This is a genomic window from Pseudodesulfovibrio sediminis (genome assembly GCF_020886695.1).
Classification (GTDB): domain Bacteria; phylum Desulfobacterota; class Desulfovibrionia; order Desulfovibrionales; family Desulfovibrionaceae; genus Pseudodesulfovibrio; species Pseudodesulfovibrio sediminis.
In genome coordinates this window covers 717,566-735,139 of the sequence record NZ_AP024485.1, presented here as the reverse complement: position 1 = coordinate 735,139, position 17,574 = coordinate 717,566, and the positions used below count along the sequence as shown (strand labels likewise).

Sequence of the window (17,574 nt, the reverse complement as noted above, 5' to 3'; positions counted from 1 at the left end):
TCCATTGGAGAAGATATGACGACTGACACACTGACCCTCACGCTGACATCGCCGGTTGTAGCCGGTGAGAGGCTGTATCTTTACCAGGATGGACCAGATCTTCCCTGCAAGGGAGCGACGACATCGTCCCTCCTTCCATCTTTGCGGGCGGGGACGACCTTGAAGGGGGAGGGATGCGAGTTCGCAGTCCGTTCTATCGGATGGCTGCCTGGTGGTGGCGAGGCGCGTTCTACTCGATCGGTGCTGCTGGAAGCAAAGCAGGACGCCGAAGCAGGAGAGTTCGTGTGTGCCATGCTTCGGGAAGGTTGGGCCGTGGCCTGGATTACCTTGAGCGACAAGGGCGCCGCAGGTAAACGTCAGGATGAATCCGGGCCGCTCGTCGGAAAACTGGTCGGTGAAAAACTGCCGTTGAATCATGTGCAGGGGTTCGTCATTCCCGATGAAGTTTCCCAACTGAAAGGGTTGATGGTTGATCTGGCGTTGAATCAGGGATTTGATCTCATCCTCACAACTGGCGGCACCGGTGTCGCACCACGTGACATTACGCCGGAGGCGACCTTGGCCGTCATTGAAAAAAGACTCCCCGGGTACGAGCGGGCAATGACTGCGGCCAGTTTGGAAAAAACGCCGCATGGTGCTATTTCTCGCGCTGTGGCCGGTACATTGGGACAGGCCGTCATCGTGAATATGCCTGGTAGTCCAAAGGCTGTTGCCGAGTGTCTCGCTCCATTGCTGCCGACTCTTCGGCACACCATGGAGAAGCTGCAGGGGGATCCGTCTGACTGCGCGTCTTTACACAAATAAGTAGTCTTTTGGGGTTGCTACTCTTTGTTAGACTTGATATAAAGTATGCTTAATCGTTGCTAGTGCAACTGAACCTAGAATGTCTTAATCAGGAATTTTCTATGAGCTGTAAACGCTTTACATTGTTAGTCTTGAACCTTGTCGCGTTGCTTGTCTTGTCAAGTTTTGCCTATGCCCAGGACGCTGATCCGGCCATGAATAGCGAAGCTGATTCGCCTGGCATTGCCGGTCAGTTTGATCTGGCCCGTTGCGTGCAAAGGGCTTTGGATCTCAACCCCAGCATGACGGCCATTCGTGCCCAACTGACTGGTGCCGGACATGGTGCCCGCGCAGCCCTGGGCGATTTCGGTCCGGCATTGGGCGGTTCTTATGGTTACACTTATAATAATCGTAAGCTGACAACGAGCCATAAAAATGATGACTGGTTGGCCAGTTTGAACGTCACGCAGCCGGTTTTTCATGGATTCAATCTGCTCGCCAGCTGGCAGAAAGCAAAATTGACCGAAGAGTCTACCATGGCTTCGCTGACCAACGTTGAGCTCAATCTCATCGAAAGCGTCCAGACCAACTTCATGTCGCTGCTCAAGGCCCGCATGGACGTGAAGAGTGCAGAGGACTCTGTCGCTCGACTTGAGTCTCAGCTCAAGGTTATCAGCGCTTTTTATGAAGTCGGACTGCGTCCCAAGGCCGAAGTTCTGGATGCCGAGGTTGACCTTGCAACTGCTCAGCAGGGGCTTCTCACTGCCAAGAACACGGTTTCTACCCAAGAGGCGCAGTTGAATACGTTGTTGAACATCCCGTTGGAAAACAATGTGGAGTACGTTGGTAAACTGGAACATATTCCGTTTAATTTGAGTCTGCGCGAATGCCTGACGCGTGCGTATGTCAATCGTCCTGATTTGGTCATTGGTGCCAAGAGCGTGGAGATTGCCAAGAAGGACGCCACCATCGCGGAAAGTAGTTTTTATCCGCAGGTTGATGCTGATTGGAGCTATACCAAGCGCGGTACTGATCCGGGCATTGACGGCGGTGGCGATTACTCGCACAGATATTCTGAATACTGGAGCGCCGGTGTAAACGCATCCATGACCATGTTCCAGTGGGGCGCGGATTACTATGATGCCAAGAAGTACGAAGAGACCGTCAAGCAGGTCGAGGCGCAACTTGAAGAGACCCGCCTCAATGCCGGGTTCGAGGTCAAGCGCTCTCTCTTGAATATTCAGGAAGCGGCTGATCGTATCACCGTGGCCCAGAAGTCTGTGACCGCTGCCGAAGAAGCATACCGCATGGCCGTGGCTCGCTATCAGGCACAGGTCGGAACCAACACCGATGTGTTGAATGCGCAGGAAAGGCTGACATCCAGTGCAGCACAGCTTTCCTTGGCCCTGGCTGACTATGGAACGGCCATTTCTGCTCTCTATGTAGCCATGGGCGAGAAGAACCTCGGTTTGGAGGAGGCCAAGTAGGGCATGTTTTCCAAGCGACAGCGTTCCTGGCAAGCCCAGGGAATGGAATGTGAGAAGTGTGGCCTTGATCTGACTGCCCATCGAGGGTGTCAGGAGGTCACGCTACGATGTCCTTCTTGCGGTGCCATCTATGATCTCAAGAAGTTTGCGTCCCATATGGACGATGACTTCGAGGAGGAAATGGGTTTTGTCCCCATGGATAGAATTTGATCGTACCCTAATTCGTCGTATACAAAGCGCGGCCATCGTCATCACGTTGGCCGTCTTTTTTATATGTGGAGCTGAAAGGTCTGCTTCTGCCGATGCCTGGATATGGCAGCCTCTGGTGAACAGACTGGTCGAAGATGGTTTGGACGAGCACTATGTCACCGCTCTTTTTTCCAATCCTGATTTGACGTTTTCCCCGGAAGTGATGGCCCGAAAGATGGACGTTTTGCTCAATACCAAGCTGTCTGCGGCCACGTCGAGTCCCAGTGCCGAGCCTGAGGTTCTCAGTCGGTATCTCAACCCCATTCTCATTGCCGGAGCGTACTCGTTTTATATGGAGTACCGTGCCGATTTTGTTGTCATTGAACAGAAATACGGTGTTCCTGGTGAGTTGCTAACGGCCATATTACTGGTTGAGACCCGACTTGGCAGGAATGTCGGCGAGGAGAATGCCTTCACCATTCTGTCAAGCATGGCTCTGGCCAAGGATTTTTCGCTCATTGAGTCCTCCATCAAGCGAAAGGATATTTCTGACGAAACGCGGAAGTGGTTGATCAGGCGAACCGAGCAAAAGGGGGACTGGGGATATGCGGAACTCAAGGCGCTTATCAAGTATGCACTGGCCATTGACAAGGACCCGCTTTCCATTCCCAGCTCCATCTATGGAGCCATAGGGCAGTGCCAATTCATGCCGACCAGTGCCGAACATTATGGCAGGGATGGTACGGGGGACGGCAAGGTCGATCTGTCCAATACGCAGGACGCGCTTCATTCCATGGCCAATTTCGTGGCCAGTCATGGGTGGAAAAATGATCTCTCCGAAGCCGATCAGCTCAAGGTCATCTATCGCTACAACCATTCGGAAAGCTATGCCATGACCATTCTTTCCGTGGCAGACAAGATCAGGAAAACAAAAGAATTGTTTGGCGGCTGATTACTTGTCGTCAATGAGACTGTGATAGAGATTCAGTGACCGTTTGAGGAATTCCTCCAGGGTCAGTTGAGACATGGTCCGTTTTTGAGCTTCCAGAATTTCGCTGCGCAGTTCATCACTGTTGACGATGCTCTCAATGGCGTCTGCCAGTGCTTTCACATCTCCGGGGCCGACCATTGCGGACGGGCAGACCAGGTCGGGCATGACGCCGACGTCGGTGGAGACCAGAGGGCGGTCTACGGCCATTATTTCCAGAGCTGAACGGGCAATGGCCTCGGACCATAGAGAGGCTACCACCCCGATATCAACTGCGCTGATACACGCATTCACATCGTCGCGTTTGCCGCTTATTCGGGTGATGTCCTTGATTCCGGCGTCATCGATCAACGTTTCGATCTGCGAGCTGGTCATAGCGGTGTCAAAGCCGATGAGAAAGAGACGGATGTTCTCCATGCCTTTTTTGTGCAGGGAAGCCACGGCCTTGATGGTTTCCTCGTGCCCTTTGACACGGTCGAAACGGCCAAGAAGACCGACAACGATGTCGTCGGAAGCATAGCCGAATTCGTTGCGTACCCGGTTTCTGCCAGCCTGGTCAAAATGGAAACGGGCAGTGTCTACGCCACCGTGAATGAGCCAGAGCCCATGGCCTGGTGTACGCATTTTTTCCAGAAAATAGTCTGCCATACGGCGGTTCGTGACTACCACGGCATCGGCTACACCGGCATGCAGCCAGCGGTTGATGGCGTCGCTACGGGGCGGGCGTTGGTCTCCCCGAGTCCTGACGAGTTGGAAGTTGAAACCGAAAAGTTTGAGTACGCCCCACAGAAAGAACCCTTCACCCCGGTGACAATTGACAATGTCAGGACGGTGCGTCCTGAGGAGTAGTATGATATGCTTTGTCGCACTGGCGAAGCGGATCGGATTGGTGGTGTTCAGATCGACCGAAACCGTCCGGAGACCTGCTTCCTGCGCAGCTTTTTCCGGCGCAGTACCAGCCTGGGTCAAAACCGTGACTTCGTGGCCGGCCTCAGCTAGAAGACGGCTCAAAGTGATTGCGTACCACGCAGTCGCATTGAACCAGCGGACATTGATAACTTGGAATATTTTCATATATTTCGCCTGTTGGACAAACATGACAGTTCAAGGCGATGAACGCAAGGTCTTACACACATGGAAAACAGACTCGTATCCATCATACTCCCCACATACAACAGGGCTGATTTTATTGGAACCGCGCTTGATGCGGTTTTTGCCCAGACCTATGAAAAATGGGAATGCATAATCATAGATGATGGATCCACGGATAATACCACGGATGTTTTGGGGGCATATGATGATCCTCGTATTCGATACATCCATCAGGAAAACCAGGGTGTCTCCGGGGCCCGGAATACGGGTATCGGTATCTGTCAGGGCGAGGTTATAGCCTTGCTTGATTCGGATGACGAATGGATGCCGAACAAACTGTCCACACAACTGGAGTATATGCGTGAGCATGACTACCAGATCTGTCAGACCGAGGAGATATGGGTCCGGGGCGGAAAACGAGTCAATCAACCCGCCAAATATGCCAAACCTGAAGGGTGGTTCTTTGAAGCCTCCCTGGAGATGTGCCTCATCAGCCCGTCCTGTACCATGTTCACGCGCAATGCATGGGAGAGCATAGGTCCTTTTGATGAGAACATGCCGTCCTGTGAGGATTATGATATGTGGTTGCGCGCATGTCTGGAGTATCCGGTGGGATTGGTGCGGGAGAAATTGACTATCAAGTACGGTGGGCGGCCGGACCAATTGTCTATATGTGTGCCGTGCGCTGATCTGCATCGTATACGGGCATTGATAAAAATCCTGCAAAGTCGGAAACTTGACGCAGCCCAGTCTGCTCTGGCCCTGGCAGAGTTGAAGAATAAGGTTGAGATTTATATGCAAGGGTGCGAAAAAAGAGGGAAAAGTGATGAGGCGCAACGGGTTTGGAACCTGTTTTGCATGGTGAGCGAAGGGAAAGAAGTTCCCTTGAATACATTGAGTTAGAAGCAATCGGGCTGCCTGTGGCGCAGTTGTCTGATTTTTCCTGATAATGACTCGAACCTATGTGAGGTTGACGAGTGCCTTCAATTGGCAAACTCATAGATGGACTCCCCGAGATCAGCCAGTCGAAACTGGTTGCTTCGGGGTATGGTATATGGGTGGCCTGGAAAGGGACGCTTCATAATTCCGTTGAGAAAACGCTTCAGGAATATGGAGCGTTATGTGTTGCCAAAGATACAGACCAGGCCTTGTGGTTCTGCAATACCGTTGAAGTCTTCCGGGCCATGGCCCGTCTTCAGGTTTGGGGCAGGCTCAATCCCATGTCGGTCATCTTTCAGATCATGCCGCTCACATTTCTTGTGGGATATGATCTGGAATATTCCGTTTCCCTTTCTGTGGAACTTGATCGTCAGAATGTGGTCGCTCCTGATGAGTTGGAAGTTGTCATTCATCCAAAGTTGAAAGAGAACATCCAGTCGGTTCCCGGCCTGAGTAGTGAGAAAATCGGGGGTATCGACGGTCTTGCCAACGTGGAATGGTTGCGCCTGAACGTTGATCAGGGGCTTGACTACGAGACCCTGCGAAAATGGTATTTCATTATCAAGCCGCTCGGTCGGATGGCTGATAAGGAGGCCATTCTGGGGTGGCGGGATTTTTCGGGCGAAATACTGCTTCTGTTACAGAAACTCGGGCTCAAATATATTTCGGATATCAAGGAAGGGGCCATTTTCTTCCCTCTGGATAACTTCCGTTTGTTGTTGTCGTTTTGCACCGAAATAATGACGCTGATCAAACAGTCCAAGGAAGACGAGGAAAAGAAATACTGGCCTATTGTCATGGCTGCCGCTCCACAGGACAACCTGCAGTTTTCGACTGACCTGCCGAAAAAGGTCGGTCTGGACTGGAACAGGATGACCCCTGATTTTCCCCACGTTCGTTTTATGGATGGCTTTCTCCTTTCCGAGTGGTTTCGTGTGAATGAAGCCCGGTATGGAACGGATCAGATGTCCCTGGATTCCTGGTGTACCCTTGCCCTCAAGGAAGGCGAAGAGGGCTTTGGGTATGGGACAATGCAGGTCGCTCTGCCCAATGCGCTTATGAAGGCGGAAGGCGAGGAGTGCTTCTATTGTGGTTTGAAGAACCATGAATCAAAGGATTGTCCGACAAAGAAGCTCGATATGCCCCAGCCGCAGATATGGAACGCTCTCGCCGGGACGAACATCAATGATTTTTCGGATGGGTTTGCGGAAATTGACGTGGATGTGAACGACGATAATTTTTCCCGCGCCATTCTTGAATTGATGAAAGACAAGAACGACCTCAAGTCGGTCATGACCAAGGCTGTTTTCGAGATCAATGCCCCCTCTCAACTCAGGACCATGAAAGTTGTCTGGAGGAGTCGGAGCAAGGAGTGGATCGATGCGGCGAAGCAGCTTGCCCCGGAAGAGGGGGAGTATGTTTGGGATGCCTTGAAAGCCATAGAGAGTGGCAACCTGGAAAAGGCTGAAGGCTTGATTAAGGAAGCGCAGCAGCAATATCCCAGAAGTTACCAGCCGCATTCGCTGTGGGGATTCTACTATCTGGAGAGGAAAGATTTCAATCAGGCTCTTTTCCAATGGCAGGAAGCAGAGCGTACGAGCTATACCCCGCTTCAACAGGCGATATTTGCCTACCTTCAGGCCCGCTTGATGGAGATCGAAGGCAACCTCAAGGATGCCATCAACGCTTACAAGCATGCGAATACCTTGGACGCATCGTGGCAGGAACCAGTGTATCGCCAGGCTGTCTGCATGGTGAAAATGGGCTTTTCCGGTCAGGCCATGGATCTTTTTTCCAATCTCATCAGCCGTGATCCGCATGTTTTCAATCGGATTCTCATTGATCCGGAACTTGACCGGGGCCGGGTGCAACTCATGAACGCCTTGTGGGAGCACTGGGCGCAGGCGGAAGAAGCCGTTGAAGCCATGCGCGTCAAGGTCGATCAGCTTTCCGAGGACATAACCAAGCGCTTCGATGAGAATCATAGTTATTTCGAGACGGCAAACGAAGACCTCGATCGGCTGAGACAACTGGGCACGACCAGTAATTTCGTTGCCTATTATCAATTGCTTCGGGGGGGTGACAGGTTCCAGGCAACGCTGAATAACGAGGTCAAGCGCGGGATCAAGCGTATCAATTCCAATCTGGAATATCTTTCGGATCGAGTTCGTCAGGTGCAGAGGGAAGCCGCATGGTTCCCGTTTCCGAAGTTGTTGCTGGAGTTCAACAAGGAATTCAACTTCTGTGTGGAGAAGATAAACTGGATAAAGACACAGCGGTTGAATGAAGCGGATAATTTCAGGAAATCACTGCGTTTTATCGAAGAAATTGAAGATCATATTGATTCCCTGCAAAGGCGTCTTGTCACTTTGCGGATTGTGCGGGATTCGACCCTGTTTATTCTTATGTTGGGCCGCAATTTCATCTGGCTGGAACTCATTGGCCTCGGGCTGCTGCTTGTGGGATTGCCCTCGCTTATTTATTTTACCCGTGATGTGCAGGGGAGTTACATTATTGATCTCATCAATGATGAAAGTCAGCGTTGGGAAATCTGCAAGGGGCTGGTGATCATCATAAGCATTGTTGCCGTGGCTTTTTCCGCCGTAAAAAGTGCGTTTTCTTTCGACAAACGAAAACGAGAACTCTTCGATCAATTGGATGAAGAGATACGACAGGTCGCTCCGAAACGATACTGATTTTCTTCTCATCATCTTTCCAAAAGTCTTTCCTTTGCGTATGCTCCGAGTCTGAACAACCGATTCGAACGGAGGTCTCGTGCATAAAATTGTATTGATCCGACATGGGCAGAGTGAATGGAACCTGACAAACCGGTTTACCGGTTGGACGGATGTGGATCTGACCGAGCAGGGTATCGAAGAAGCAAAAGCCGGTGCCAAACTTCTCAAGGATGGCGGGTTTGCTTTTGATGTCGCCCACACGTCACTGTTGAAACGGGCCATTCGTACCTTATGGTTGGTGCAGGACGAGATGGATATCATGTGGCTGCCGGTGCGCAACACTTGGCGACTCAACGAACGTCATTATGGTGCGCTTCAGGGGCTGAACAAGGCTGAAACCGCGCAGAAATATGGCGATGAGCAGGTTTTCATCTGGCGTCGCAGTTTTGATACGCCACCGCCAGAACTCGATATGGATGACGAGCGGTATCCGGGGAATGATCCGCGGTATGCAACGCTCTCAGAGACGGATTTGCCGAGGGCTGAAAGTCTAAAGATCACCATTGATCGGACCATGCCTTATTGGTTCGAGACAATCGCGCCCCAGGTGCAGAGCGGGCAGCGTGTGCTGATTGTCGCCCATGGAAATTCCTTGCGAGGGCTGGTCAAGTACCTTGATAAAATGGATGACGACTCGATCACTTCATTGAATATTCCCACTGGAGTTCCACTGGTTTACGAGCTTGATGATGACCTCAACGCCATTGACCACTACTATCTTGGCGATCAGGAAGCGGCGGCCAAGGCTGCTGAAGCTGTTGCAAACCAGGCCAAGGGGGGGTAACCCGGAAGTCGTCATGGACGAAATTACATTTACTCACGATTTGCTTGACTGGTATGACGCCAATGGTCGGGATCTGCCCTGGCGTCAGAATCCCGAACCATATGCTGTCTGGGTCTCCGAGATCATGGCTCAGCAGACCCAGATGGACCGCGTCGTCGGATATTATTCCCGATGGATGGAGCGGTTTCCCGATATTTCCACTTTGGCGCGCGCCCGAGAAGAGGATGTGCTCAAGATGTGGGAGGGACTCGGGTATTATTCCCGTGCCCGAAACATGCTCAAGGCAGCCGAAACTGTGATTCAGGAGTATGGTGGGGTATTCCCTGCCGAATTCAAGACTATTCAGTCGTTGCCCGGAGTTGGTGAATATACTGCAGGAGCCATTTCGAGCATAGCCTATGGATTGCCTGAACCAGCCGTGGACGCCAATGTCCTGCGCGTGTTTTCCCGGGTGCTTGATATGGAGGAGCCTGTCCGTGGCAAAAGCGGGAAAGGACGTGTCGAAAAGGTTGTGTGTTCTCTGATTCCGCCTGACAGGGCCGGAGATTTCAATCAGGCGATCATGGAGCTTGGAGCGTTGATCTGTTCCAAACGACCCAAGTGTGATCGGTGTCCCGTTCAGGGGCACTGCAAAGCGTATATGGCGAATACGGTCCATCAGCGGCCCGTTCTTCCGGCACCCCAAAAAACCATTCGTATCAACATGGTCACAGGCGTTCTCGTACACGATGGGAAAATTCTCATTCAGAAGCGCAAGCCCGATGATGTCTGGCCCGGCCTATGGGAGTTTCCGGGCGGGAGCATTGAAGCCGGCGAGACGCCGCAACAGGCTGTGGCCCGTGAATATATGGAAGAAGTCGAACTTTCCATCATGCCTGAAAAAAAGATTACCACTGTCACCTATACGTACACCAAGTACCGGGTGACCATGCATTGCTATCTGTGTCGGCTTGATCAGGCGTACAGGGAGCCGGTGTTCAATGAAGCTGTGGAGGGCGGATTTGTTCTCCCCGAGGTCCTGGAAGAGTATGCATTTCCCGCAGGCCACAGACGGCTGGTGGAATACATGAAAAGTGCCGAGTATTTTGACACCCTGAGTTGATCCTCTGATTTTTTACTGAAAAAATATCATGTTGCCGCGATAGGCACACCCTTTGCTTCCTCCTGTACGGAGGCCTCTCCAGAGGCCAAAACTTTGACGCAGGAGTACTGCATGTCTGTTGGAAACATTGGCGATAATGACATTCTGAAAACCGTACAAGCTGGAGTCGGTTCCACTGACTCTTCGCAGGATACGGAGCGCAACAAGCAGTTGATGGCTGCGTTTGACGCTCAGATGAACATGGCGCAATCACTTTTCAGAGAAGGGTCAGATGAATATGGGGAGGGGAGTTCCTCTGATTCATTTGACATATCCATGATCAATGACAGCCGTATGGTCGAGGCGCTGGCCACCATCAGTCGTCTTATGCGCACTGAAGGCGGCCTGGAGCGTCAGAGCTTCCCTCGGAGTAGCAGGGCTGCATCTGGCGGACAGGAGACCGCACAGGCGTCTCCAGCGGTCACCCCTTATGTGCCGGGAGATCTGTCTGCGCAGTTTGAATCCGGTGACGCAGGAGTGGCGGCTGTCGGGTATGATCGCGTTGGCGGTACGTCCTATGGCAAGTATCAGATTGCTTCCAAGCCCGGTACCATGGATCGATTCCTTACCTTCCTCGATGAGAAGGCCCCTGAGTGGGGTGAACGTCTGCGTTCTGCCGGTGCAAGCAACACAGGGTCTACGCAAGGCGCCATGCCCAATGCATGGAAGGCCCTCGCTGCCGAGAATCCCGCCGAATTCGAGAAAATGCAGCACGATTTTATTGCCGGGGAGACATATGAACCGGCTCGAAACATGATTCTTCAGCAGACCGGACTTGATTTCAACAATGCGCCGCCTGCGTTACAGGAAGTGCTCTGGTCCACCTCGGTCCAGCACGGCCCGACAGGCGCGGCTAAGATTGTTGGACGTGTAATCGATCGTTTTGCAAAGAGCGTGTCGGAAGGCGATTTCAACACCTCGGTTATTGAGGGCGTGTACGACAGTAGAAAAGGGCAATTCAGTTCATCCACGGCACGGGTGCAGCGGGCTGTCGCAAGTCGTATGGACACGGAAAAAGAGCTTGCGTTGAACATGCTTGGTACGACAAATCTCAGCCGAATCGTCTGATCTGGGGAGAGAGCGATTGGGTTTGGAATAAGAGGCATGGCTGACATGCCTCTTTGTTTTTGTAGAGGAAACGCAGTGGCTCCACTAGCTCATGCAGCATCTTTGGAGAGCGTTGCTTCCAGTGACGGATCCAGATCCACCCGTAAGGTCCCCAGCTTCTTGTCCACAGCGACTTGTCCCACGGCAAATCCCTTCACCTTGCGGATGTCCTTGACCAGCGCGTACATTATGTCTGCTCTGCCGTCGTCCTTGCGATAGCTTTTCAGGCCGCACAGCGCTGCGGCCTCCATGAGGGTGGTTTCCGGGACCGTCTGATTGGGATGGTCGCGCTTCAGGATAACGTGTGAACTGGGGCCGTCATCCACATGAAACCAGTAGTCAAACGGGCTGGACGCCTTGCTCAACATGTCGTGGTTGGCTTTCTTGTTCTTGCCGCGAATGATCGTGAACCCGTCGCTTGACCGGAACAGGGAGACCGCAAGCCCTCTGTAGCGTTTGGGAAGGGCCGGAGCGCCATCCTGTGTGGGCGCGGCAGACTGCGCCATGGCCGGGTGCACTTCATAGGTCCCCTCTTCCAGTTGGTTCAGCTGGCTGAGGAGTTCTTTTCGTCTGCGTTTGATATGAGGAAAGCCCCGTTGCGCCTTGGCTGCTATTTTGAAATACTTTTCCATGTTCTCTGTGGGGGAGAGAAATGGGTTGAGAGGGACCACCATGGGACCATGGACAGGGTGGGTGACTTCTATTTTCTCAAGCTCTCTGGCGTCCTTGAAACGATACAGTTCCGCCTGCAATGCCTCCGCCTTGATCTGTTCGGCCTGGAGAGACTTGAGCCGGGCTTCTTCTTCATCCAACCGGGCAAGGTTGCGATTGATTTTCTTTCTGGCCCGTTTGAGAAGGGTTTTCTGCGGTTTGTCTTCTTCCATCTCCATGAGGGGGAAGAGTGTGCGTTCTCCATGGATATTGGCCGCTTCCAGCGCTGACGGACAGGTCTCTTCCATCTCATGGCATGACCAGACCTGTGGAGGTGCCCATCCGTTTTTCATCTTGGGCAGATAAAACGTGCAGGCCGAACCGGTCGCCACCGCAAAATACAGGGAGTGCGCTTCCGCTTCCGAGAGGCGTTGCAGGGCTTTGCGTAGTGGGGGAGAAATATGCGGATACTGACGCCAGATATCGGGGTCATCCATGGCGTCTTCCAGTGCGGGCCATTCCGGCTGCACACCGAATTCCGGCTCCAGTTCATCGACAAGACGCATGTCGGAGCGGCAGTCGATGACCAGAAAGTTTCCAGCTTTGTCCTCATCTCTGGGGGTGAGCTTCAGTGCCAGGCGCAGAGTCGGCCAGTCCACATGTGCGGCGAGAATACGTCGTCCATTCAAGCGCTTGCGAAACCACATGGTCATGGCTGATGCAGTCTGTGGATTGGTCGGTTTGACGGTGGAGGTAAACAAAAGACCCGCCGATTTGGCGGGTCTGTAGAGCAGATAAAGTTGTTCGCCGGTGTTCTGGATTTTCAGAACCCAGATTCCCGGGGCAGGTCCAAAGACCTTATCGATTCTCCGACCGATCAGGATGTTGCCCAGCTCAGCACATAGGAAACGAAAGAAATTGGCTTCCATGCCAAATTGGTAAAGACGAGCATACGGCTAGTCGCCGCGAACTGCCTCGTCTTCCTCCTGCTTGCTTTTGCAGTTTATGCAAAGCGTGGTCATGGGTCTGGCTTTCAGGCGGGGGATGGAAATATCATCACCACATTCCTGGCAGATGCCGAATTCTCCGTCTTCGATGCGATCAACGGCCTTTTGGATTTTCTTGATCAGTTTGCGTTCGCGATCACGCAGACGCAATGTGAAGGCTCGATCGGACTCGGCCGTGGCTCGGTCAGATGGATCCGCATAGGATACGCCGGATTCCGTCATGTCTTCAATGGTTTCCTCACTCTTCTTGAGGATATCATTCAACAAGCCGTCCAAGGTTTCCTTGAAGTATTGAAGGTCTTTTGATTCCATCATGTACCTCCTACTATGAGTTTGTACTTTCGGTTGAGGAGTTAGGAACTTAATCCTAATTTTAACGAATTAAAGCGCGTTGGTATACTCAAAAGGGACTAAAAGTAAAGTCTTTCCATTAGTCGAAAAAAATCAAATAGTTCTCGACAGACAGAAAAGCCAAAAAAAAGAAAAAAGTCTCTTGACACCTCAGAGCCCTCTGGGTAAACAGTTGTTCGCTTTTCAGAGCGGGAATAACTCAGTGGTAGAGTGCAACCTTGCCAAGGTTGAAGTCGCGAGTTCAAATCTCGTTTCCCGCTCCAAAGTGGCGACATAGCCAAGTGGTAAGGCAGAGGTCTGCAAAACCTCCATTCTCCGGTTCAAATCCGGATGTCGCCTCCATTTAGCGGGAATAACTCAGTGGTAGAGTGCAACCTTGCCAAGGTTGAAGTCGCGAGTTCAAATCTCGTTTCCCGCTCCAGACATACCAGCCGGCCCTTAACTGGGCCGGCTTTCCCCAAGCGGGAATAACTCAGTGGTAGAGTGCAACCTTGCCAAGGTTGAAGTCGCGAGTTCAAATCTCGTTTCCCGCTCCAGAATGTACAGCCGGTCTTTCGAGACCGGCTTTTTCTTTTGTCCCCCGATATTTTTGCTTTTTTCAAAAATGTGGATTTTTTTATCGACTTTTTGATCCCTCCGGTATGGTCCCTGCACATGAGATCCCGACGGCAACAATTTCCCAACTCTGAACCCGTCAAACCAATTATGAATAAAACAGAGAATCATACCCGACACAAAGATGGCTATCAGGACCTCATGGGGGCGACAGGGTCAGCACTGGCTTCTGTGGGGATGCAGGCGCGCAACTTCACCGCGGCCATTGAATCCGTTAGTCCGAGCATAGCGCCCGGGTTTTATACCACGGACAGTCTGGCAGCAGATGTTGCTCGTTTATGCGATCCGGGCGAGGCGGTATCCGATACGCGGCTACTCAATGTGGCGGTGAAATATTTCTATGCCTATGTGTATGAAGGTGCCCACAACGAGCCGGTCTCCTACAGCGAGATTGTCGCTCTCTATGAGCAGTTTTCCCGTCATCAGTCCATGAATGAGCCGAGTGACGACATTGAGATCATGAACCGGTTGCGGCAGTGGTCTTCCGTGCTGCGTGTTTTGGCGGATGCGTCAAGAGCCGCGCATATCATGCGGGGCGTCATCGGGCAGCACGACGCCCCGATTTGCGGCGGCGGACCCTACGTCGGTGTGGATATCGGCGCTGGGACAGGGCTCATGCTTCTCGCATTGCAGATCCAGGCCAGACGGAACGGGTTTACCGACATTCAGACATTGGGCTACCAGACCGATCCCGTATCCGGGGAGCGTACACATGACCTGGTGCATTCCCTTGGGGCAGGTAGCGTCATGTTGGCTGATCCGAACCGTGAGGGGGCCTACGGCATGCTCCGGGGGCGTCCTATCAGTTATGTCGCCAACGAGGTCCTGGCGGGTATCCAACGCTCTCTGACGGCAGAGAACTGTTTCATCAAGTATGAAATGTTTAATCGAGCGGTGGAGAGTAATATCCTGACCGCTGCATATTTCCCGGAAGGATTGATCGCGCACAGTGCGGCTATCAATTCCTCGGTCATTCTGGCCAAGGAAAATGGATTTCAGCCTCCGGCGGAGTTCATGCATGAAAAGTTTACTCCGCAGGGGCTTATTCTGGAGGGGAAATTGATTCCCATACACAAGCTGGGTGGGGATTTTTATCAGTATCTCACGTGAGATCGAAATGGATACAACGTTTGAAGCCCGGTTTTGCCGGGTTTTTTTTATCCGTACAGCGCTATGAGGGCGGCGCCGACAGTCATGATGGCCGTCCCCATAAGGCGGTAGCGAATACCGCGTTCGTGAAAGAGTACCCATCCGTATATGACCGAAAAAATGCCAGCCATCCGCTTGATAGTAATCATGTAGGCGGCCGCGACCATTGAGATGGCCAGGTTGTGGCTGACAATTTCAATGAATACAATGATTCCAGACCCCATGCCGAGCAACGGTTTGCGGATGATGTTTTTGAACTGCACTTTGCCCACGGCCACAAGGATCAAGGGCAGGATGGTGCCATACAGTCCGAACAGGAACATGGCGGCAAACATGGCTGAGGAGTTGATGACCATGACCTTGCCGCCTACGGAGGAGAGTCCGTAGAGAGCGGAAACCAGCAGCATGATAGCTGACCCTGGTTCCTTGAATATTGCCTTGATGGGACCGAACCATCCATATCGGGTCGAGTCCAGATTGAGTACATATCCGCCAACGACCACAAGCAGCATGCCGCTGATACCGGCAGCGCTGAGTGATTCATGCAGAATCAGGTCTCCCGTGAAAAGAACAAAGACCGGAGTGAAGCTCAGAAAGGGCAGCGTCAACGAAAGCGGCGAGATGTGAATGGCTCGGAAATGGAGTATGAAGCCTATCGCTGTTACAGGGAGCACCCATATCAGTGCAGTATAGAATTCCGGCTTAATTTCAGGAATATCAATGAAAAAGAGGGTGACTCCGCACAGAGGCATGGCATAGAAAAAAGGAATCACAGACATTTCCCATGGTGAAACATCGGAAAAAAAACGTTTTAACCACGCGGAGTTGGAGGCCATGCAAAAGGCCGCGGCCAGGGAGAGGAAGAACCATGTCATGCGCCGGGTATACGTTGGGTCGTTTATATTGTAAAAACAAACTTGCGGTTTGCCTGCCTTGAAGGTAGAGACCTGAAAAAACGACAAAAGGAGCATGTGCCGTCATGTTGAAACCGTCTGCTGGCGTCGCCCTGGAAGGGCTGCCCTATATTATCATATCTGCGTTTACCACACTGCTTTTTGCCATCATGGGCTGGTGGCCCGTAATGCTTATCGGCCTTGGGCTGACGTGTTTTATCGGCCATTTTTTCCGTGATCCTGAACGTGTCGGCCCCGAAGATGCCGAGGCAGTAAGCTCGCCTGCTGACGGCAAGGTTATCAAAATCGCTCGTGAGAAGGACCCGGTTTCCGGAGAAGAGCGTCAGGTCATCGCCATTTTCATGAATGTTTTTAATGTGCATGTGAATCGCATGCCCGTATCCGGCAAGATCGAGACTATTCGCTATATCCCCGGCAAGTTTGTCAACGCTTCTTTTGACAAGGCGTCAGAGGACAATGAGCGCAACGTCGTTGTGGTTACAGGCAAGGGCAACCAACGCTTTACCATGGTCCAGATTGCCGGTCTCATTGCTCGTCGTATCGTCTGCTGGGCAGAGCCCGCAGATAAACTCAAGCGCGGCGAACGGTTCGGTTTGATTAAGTTTGGTTCCAGAGTTGACCTTTACATGCCTGATGGATATGCTCCCATTGTCAGCGTCGGCCAGAAGGTCATTGCTGGCGAAACAGCTTTGGCGGTTAAACGCAAGGCATAAACTGAGGGACTCTTACGTAACTACTTATCATGGCTAACGAAAAGAAATTGCCGCGACATAAAAGCGTCTATCTTTTGCCGAACCTGCTGACCACGACCAGCTTGTTCATCGGCTTTTTGGGTCTGACCTGGGCCATCCAGGGGGATTACTCCTCCTGCGCCCTGTGCATTCTCGCAAGCTGTGTGTTCGATGGTCTGGATGGTAAAGTAGCCCGTATGACCGGAACGACAAGTGAATTTGGCGTTCAACTCGACTCGCTGGCCGATCTGGTCGCATTTGGCGTTGTCCCGGCTGTCATGTCGTATTTGTGGATTCTCAACGACTTCGGCAGGCTCGGTCTCATGGCCGCCTTCCTCTTTATGGCCTGCGGCGCGCTCCGTTTGGCCCGTTTCAATGTCCAGGCATCCACCAGTGACAAGAAACACTTTGTCGGTTTGCCCATCCCTGCGGCAGCCTGCACCATGGCCACCTTGGTCCTCTTCAGCGAATTCGTTCCGCAGGAGTATATGCACTCCGTTGTTTCGGTTGGTGCATTGGTGCTCGTATATATGTTGTCCTTCTTCATGGTCAGCACCATACGGTTTTACTCTTTCAAGGAAATCAGTGCATTCAAGGCCCATCCCTTCAGTTGGATGGTGACCGCGATTCTGCTCTTTTCTCTTGTGGCATCCCGCCCCAAGGTTCTCGGTTTCCTGATCTTCCTGGGCTATCTCATTTCCGGCCCACTCTACACCCTATTCCTGCTATCCCGCCGCAACAAGCGACTACTACGGGACTGCTCCAAGGAAGAGCTAGGCTAGCTCTCACTCATCCCATATTAGTACGCTGTACTGACCTTCAACTGCCACGCTCCGTTTTTTGGACATGCGTGTTTGGCAGTTGCATACATATTCACAAACATTTATGAACAAACTCCCCGTGAGGGA

At 52.2% G+C, this 17,574-nt stretch carries 16 protein-coding genes and 4 tRNA genes; 16 read left to right on the top strand and 4 right to left on the bottom strand.

The features are described 5' to 3' along the window. The first annotated feature begins 15 nt into the window (after positions 1 to 15). From SRBAKS_RS03700 to SRBAKS_RS03685, 4 genes are all read left to right on the top strand, one after another. Positions 16 to 804 carry a MogA/MoaB family molybdenum cofactor biosynthesis protein gene (locus SRBAKS_RS03700; protein WP_229593779.1) on the top strand — a complete coding sequence of 263 codons (789 nt, stop codon included), beginning with the start codon at positions 16 to 18 and terminating at the stop codon, positions 802 to 804. A 101-nt stretch (positions 805 to 905) separates the two neighbouring features. Then, positions 906 to 2,270 carry a TolC family protein gene (locus SRBAKS_RS03695; protein ID WP_229593776.1) on the top strand — a complete coding sequence of 455 codons (1,365 nt, stop codon included), beginning with the start codon at positions 906 to 908 and terminating at the stop codon, positions 2,268 to 2,270. A 3-nt stretch (positions 2,271 to 2,273) separates the two neighbouring features. Continuing rightward, positions 2,274 to 2,480 carry a dual CXXC motif small (seleno)protein gene (locus SRBAKS_RS03690; RefSeq protein ID WP_229593774.1) on the top strand — a complete coding sequence of 69 codons (207 nt, stop codon included), beginning with the start codon at positions 2,274 to 2,276 and terminating at the stop codon, positions 2,478 to 2,480. 115 nt (positions 2,481 to 2,595) lie between these two features. Continuing rightward, positions 2,596 to 3,411 (top strand): lytic murein transglycosylase, encoded by an 816-nt coding sequence (locus SRBAKS_RS03685; RefSeq protein ID WP_229593772.1) that lies wholly within the window; start codon positions 2,596 to 2,598, stop codon positions 3,409 to 3,411. Here SRBAKS_RS03685 and SRBAKS_RS03680 read toward each other — a convergent pair whose 3' ends face one another. Beyond that, positions 3,412 to 4,521 carry a glycosyltransferase family 4 protein gene (locus SRBAKS_RS03680; protein ID WP_229593770.1) on the bottom strand — a complete coding sequence of 370 codons (1,110 nt, stop codon included), beginning with the start codon at positions 4,519 to 4,521 and terminating at the stop codon, positions 3,412 to 3,414. Between the two features lie 60 nt (positions 4,522 to 4,581). Between SRBAKS_RS03680 and SRBAKS_RS03675 the strand changes: the two genes are divergently transcribed. The 5 genes from SRBAKS_RS03675 to SRBAKS_RS03655 all read left to right on the top strand — a co-directional run bounded on the left by SRBAKS_RS03675 (position 4,582) and on the right by SRBAKS_RS03655 (position 11,209). Next, positions 4,582 to 5,442 (top strand): glycosyltransferase family 2 protein, encoded by an 861-nt coding sequence (locus SRBAKS_RS03675; RefSeq protein ID WP_229593768.1) that lies wholly within the window; start codon positions 4,582 to 4,584, stop codon positions 5,440 to 5,442. A gap of 74 nt (positions 5,443 to 5,516) precedes the next feature. Beyond that, positions 5,517 to 8,174 carry a tetratricopeptide repeat protein gene (locus SRBAKS_RS17830; RefSeq protein WP_283816517.1) on the top strand — a complete coding sequence of 886 codons (2,658 nt, stop codon included), beginning with the start codon at positions 5,517 to 5,519 and terminating at the stop codon, positions 8,172 to 8,174. 79 nt (positions 8,175 to 8,253) lie between these two features. Continuing rightward, on the top strand, positions 8,254 to 9,000 hold the full coding sequence (gpmA, locus tag SRBAKS_RS03665) for a 2,3-diphosphoglycerate-dependent phosphoglycerate mutase (protein WP_229593766.1): 747 nt from the start codon (positions 8,254 to 8,256) through the stop codon (positions 8,998 to 9,000). A gap of 13 nt (positions 9,001 to 9,013) precedes the next feature. Further along, on the top strand, positions 9,014 to 10,102 hold the full coding sequence (mutY, locus tag SRBAKS_RS03660) for an A/G-specific adenine glycosylase (RefSeq protein WP_229593764.1): 1,089 nt from the start codon (positions 9,014 to 9,016) through the stop codon (positions 10,100 to 10,102). Positions 10,103 to 10,213: 111 nt separating this feature from the next. Next, the gene (locus SRBAKS_RS03655) at positions 10,214 to 11,209 is read left to right on the top strand and encodes a VgrG-related protein (RefSeq protein ID WP_229593762.1); all 996 of its coding nucleotides are present in this window, start codon (positions 10,214 to 10,216) and stop codon (positions 11,207 to 11,209) included. An 89-nt stretch (positions 11,210 to 11,298) separates the two neighbouring features. On the opposite strand, the gene SRBAKS_RS03650 is transcribed toward SRBAKS_RS03655, so the two are convergent. Both SRBAKS_RS03650 and dksA read right to left on the bottom strand, forming a co-directional pair. Next, positions 11,299 to 12,828 carry an NFACT RNA binding domain-containing protein gene (locus tag SRBAKS_RS03650; protein ID WP_229593760.1) on the bottom strand — a complete coding sequence of 510 codons (1,530 nt, stop codon included), beginning with the start codon at positions 12,826 to 12,828 and terminating at the stop codon, positions 11,299 to 11,301. A 27-nt stretch (positions 12,829 to 12,855) separates the two neighbouring features. Then, positions 12,856 to 13,218: an RNA polymerase-binding protein DksA gene (gene dksA / locus SRBAKS_RS03645; protein ID WP_229596900.1), complete on the bottom strand. Its 363-nt coding sequence runs from the start codon at positions 13,216 to 13,218 to the stop codon at positions 12,856 to 12,858. Between the two features lie 227 nt (positions 13,219 to 13,445). Here dksA and SRBAKS_RS03640 point away from each other — a divergent pair. From SRBAKS_RS03640 to SRBAKS_RS03620, 5 genes are all read left to right on the top strand, one after another. Beyond that, positions 13,446 to 13,520 (top strand) — tRNA-Gly (locus SRBAKS_RS03640). 4 nt (positions 13,521 to 13,524) lie between these two features. Then, positions 13,525 to 13,599, top strand: a tRNA-Cys gene (locus tag SRBAKS_RS03635). 4 nt (positions 13,600 to 13,603) lie between these two features. Next, positions 13,604 to 13,678 (top strand) — tRNA-Gly (locus SRBAKS_RS03630). A gap of 40 nt (positions 13,679 to 13,718) precedes the next feature. Further along, a tRNA-Gly gene (locus SRBAKS_RS03625) sits at positions 13,719 to 13,793 on the top strand. Positions 13,794 to 13,962: 169 nt separating this feature from the next. Further along, the gene (locus SRBAKS_RS03620) at positions 13,963 to 14,982 is read left to right on the top strand and encodes a hypothetical protein (protein ID WP_229593758.1); all 1,020 of its coding nucleotides are present in this window, start codon (positions 13,963 to 13,965) and stop codon (positions 14,980 to 14,982) included. Positions 14,983 to 15,029: 47 nt separating this feature from the next. On the opposite strand, the gene SRBAKS_RS03615 is transcribed toward SRBAKS_RS03620, so the two are convergent. Beyond that, the gene (locus SRBAKS_RS03615) at positions 15,030 to 15,896 is read right to left on the bottom strand and encodes a DMT family transporter (protein ID WP_283816516.1); all 867 of its coding nucleotides are present in this window, start codon (positions 15,894 to 15,896) and stop codon (positions 15,030 to 15,032) included. Between the two features lie 104 nt (positions 15,897 to 16,000). Between SRBAKS_RS03615 and SRBAKS_RS03610 the strand changes: the two genes are divergently transcribed. Then, the gene (locus SRBAKS_RS03610; protein WP_229593756.1) at positions 16,001 to 16,648 is read left to right on the top strand and encodes a phosphatidylserine decarboxylase family protein; all 648 of its coding nucleotides are present in this window, start codon (positions 16,001 to 16,003) and stop codon (positions 16,646 to 16,648) included. A 29-nt stretch (positions 16,649 to 16,677) separates the two neighbouring features. Then, complete coding sequence (gene pssA, locus SRBAKS_RS03605; protein WP_229593754.1) at positions 16,678 to 17,448, top strand: CDP-diacylglycerol--serine O-phosphatidyltransferase; 771 nt, start codon at positions 16,678 to 16,680, stop codon at positions 17,446 to 17,448. Positions 17,449 to 17,574 lie beyond the last annotated feature (126 nt).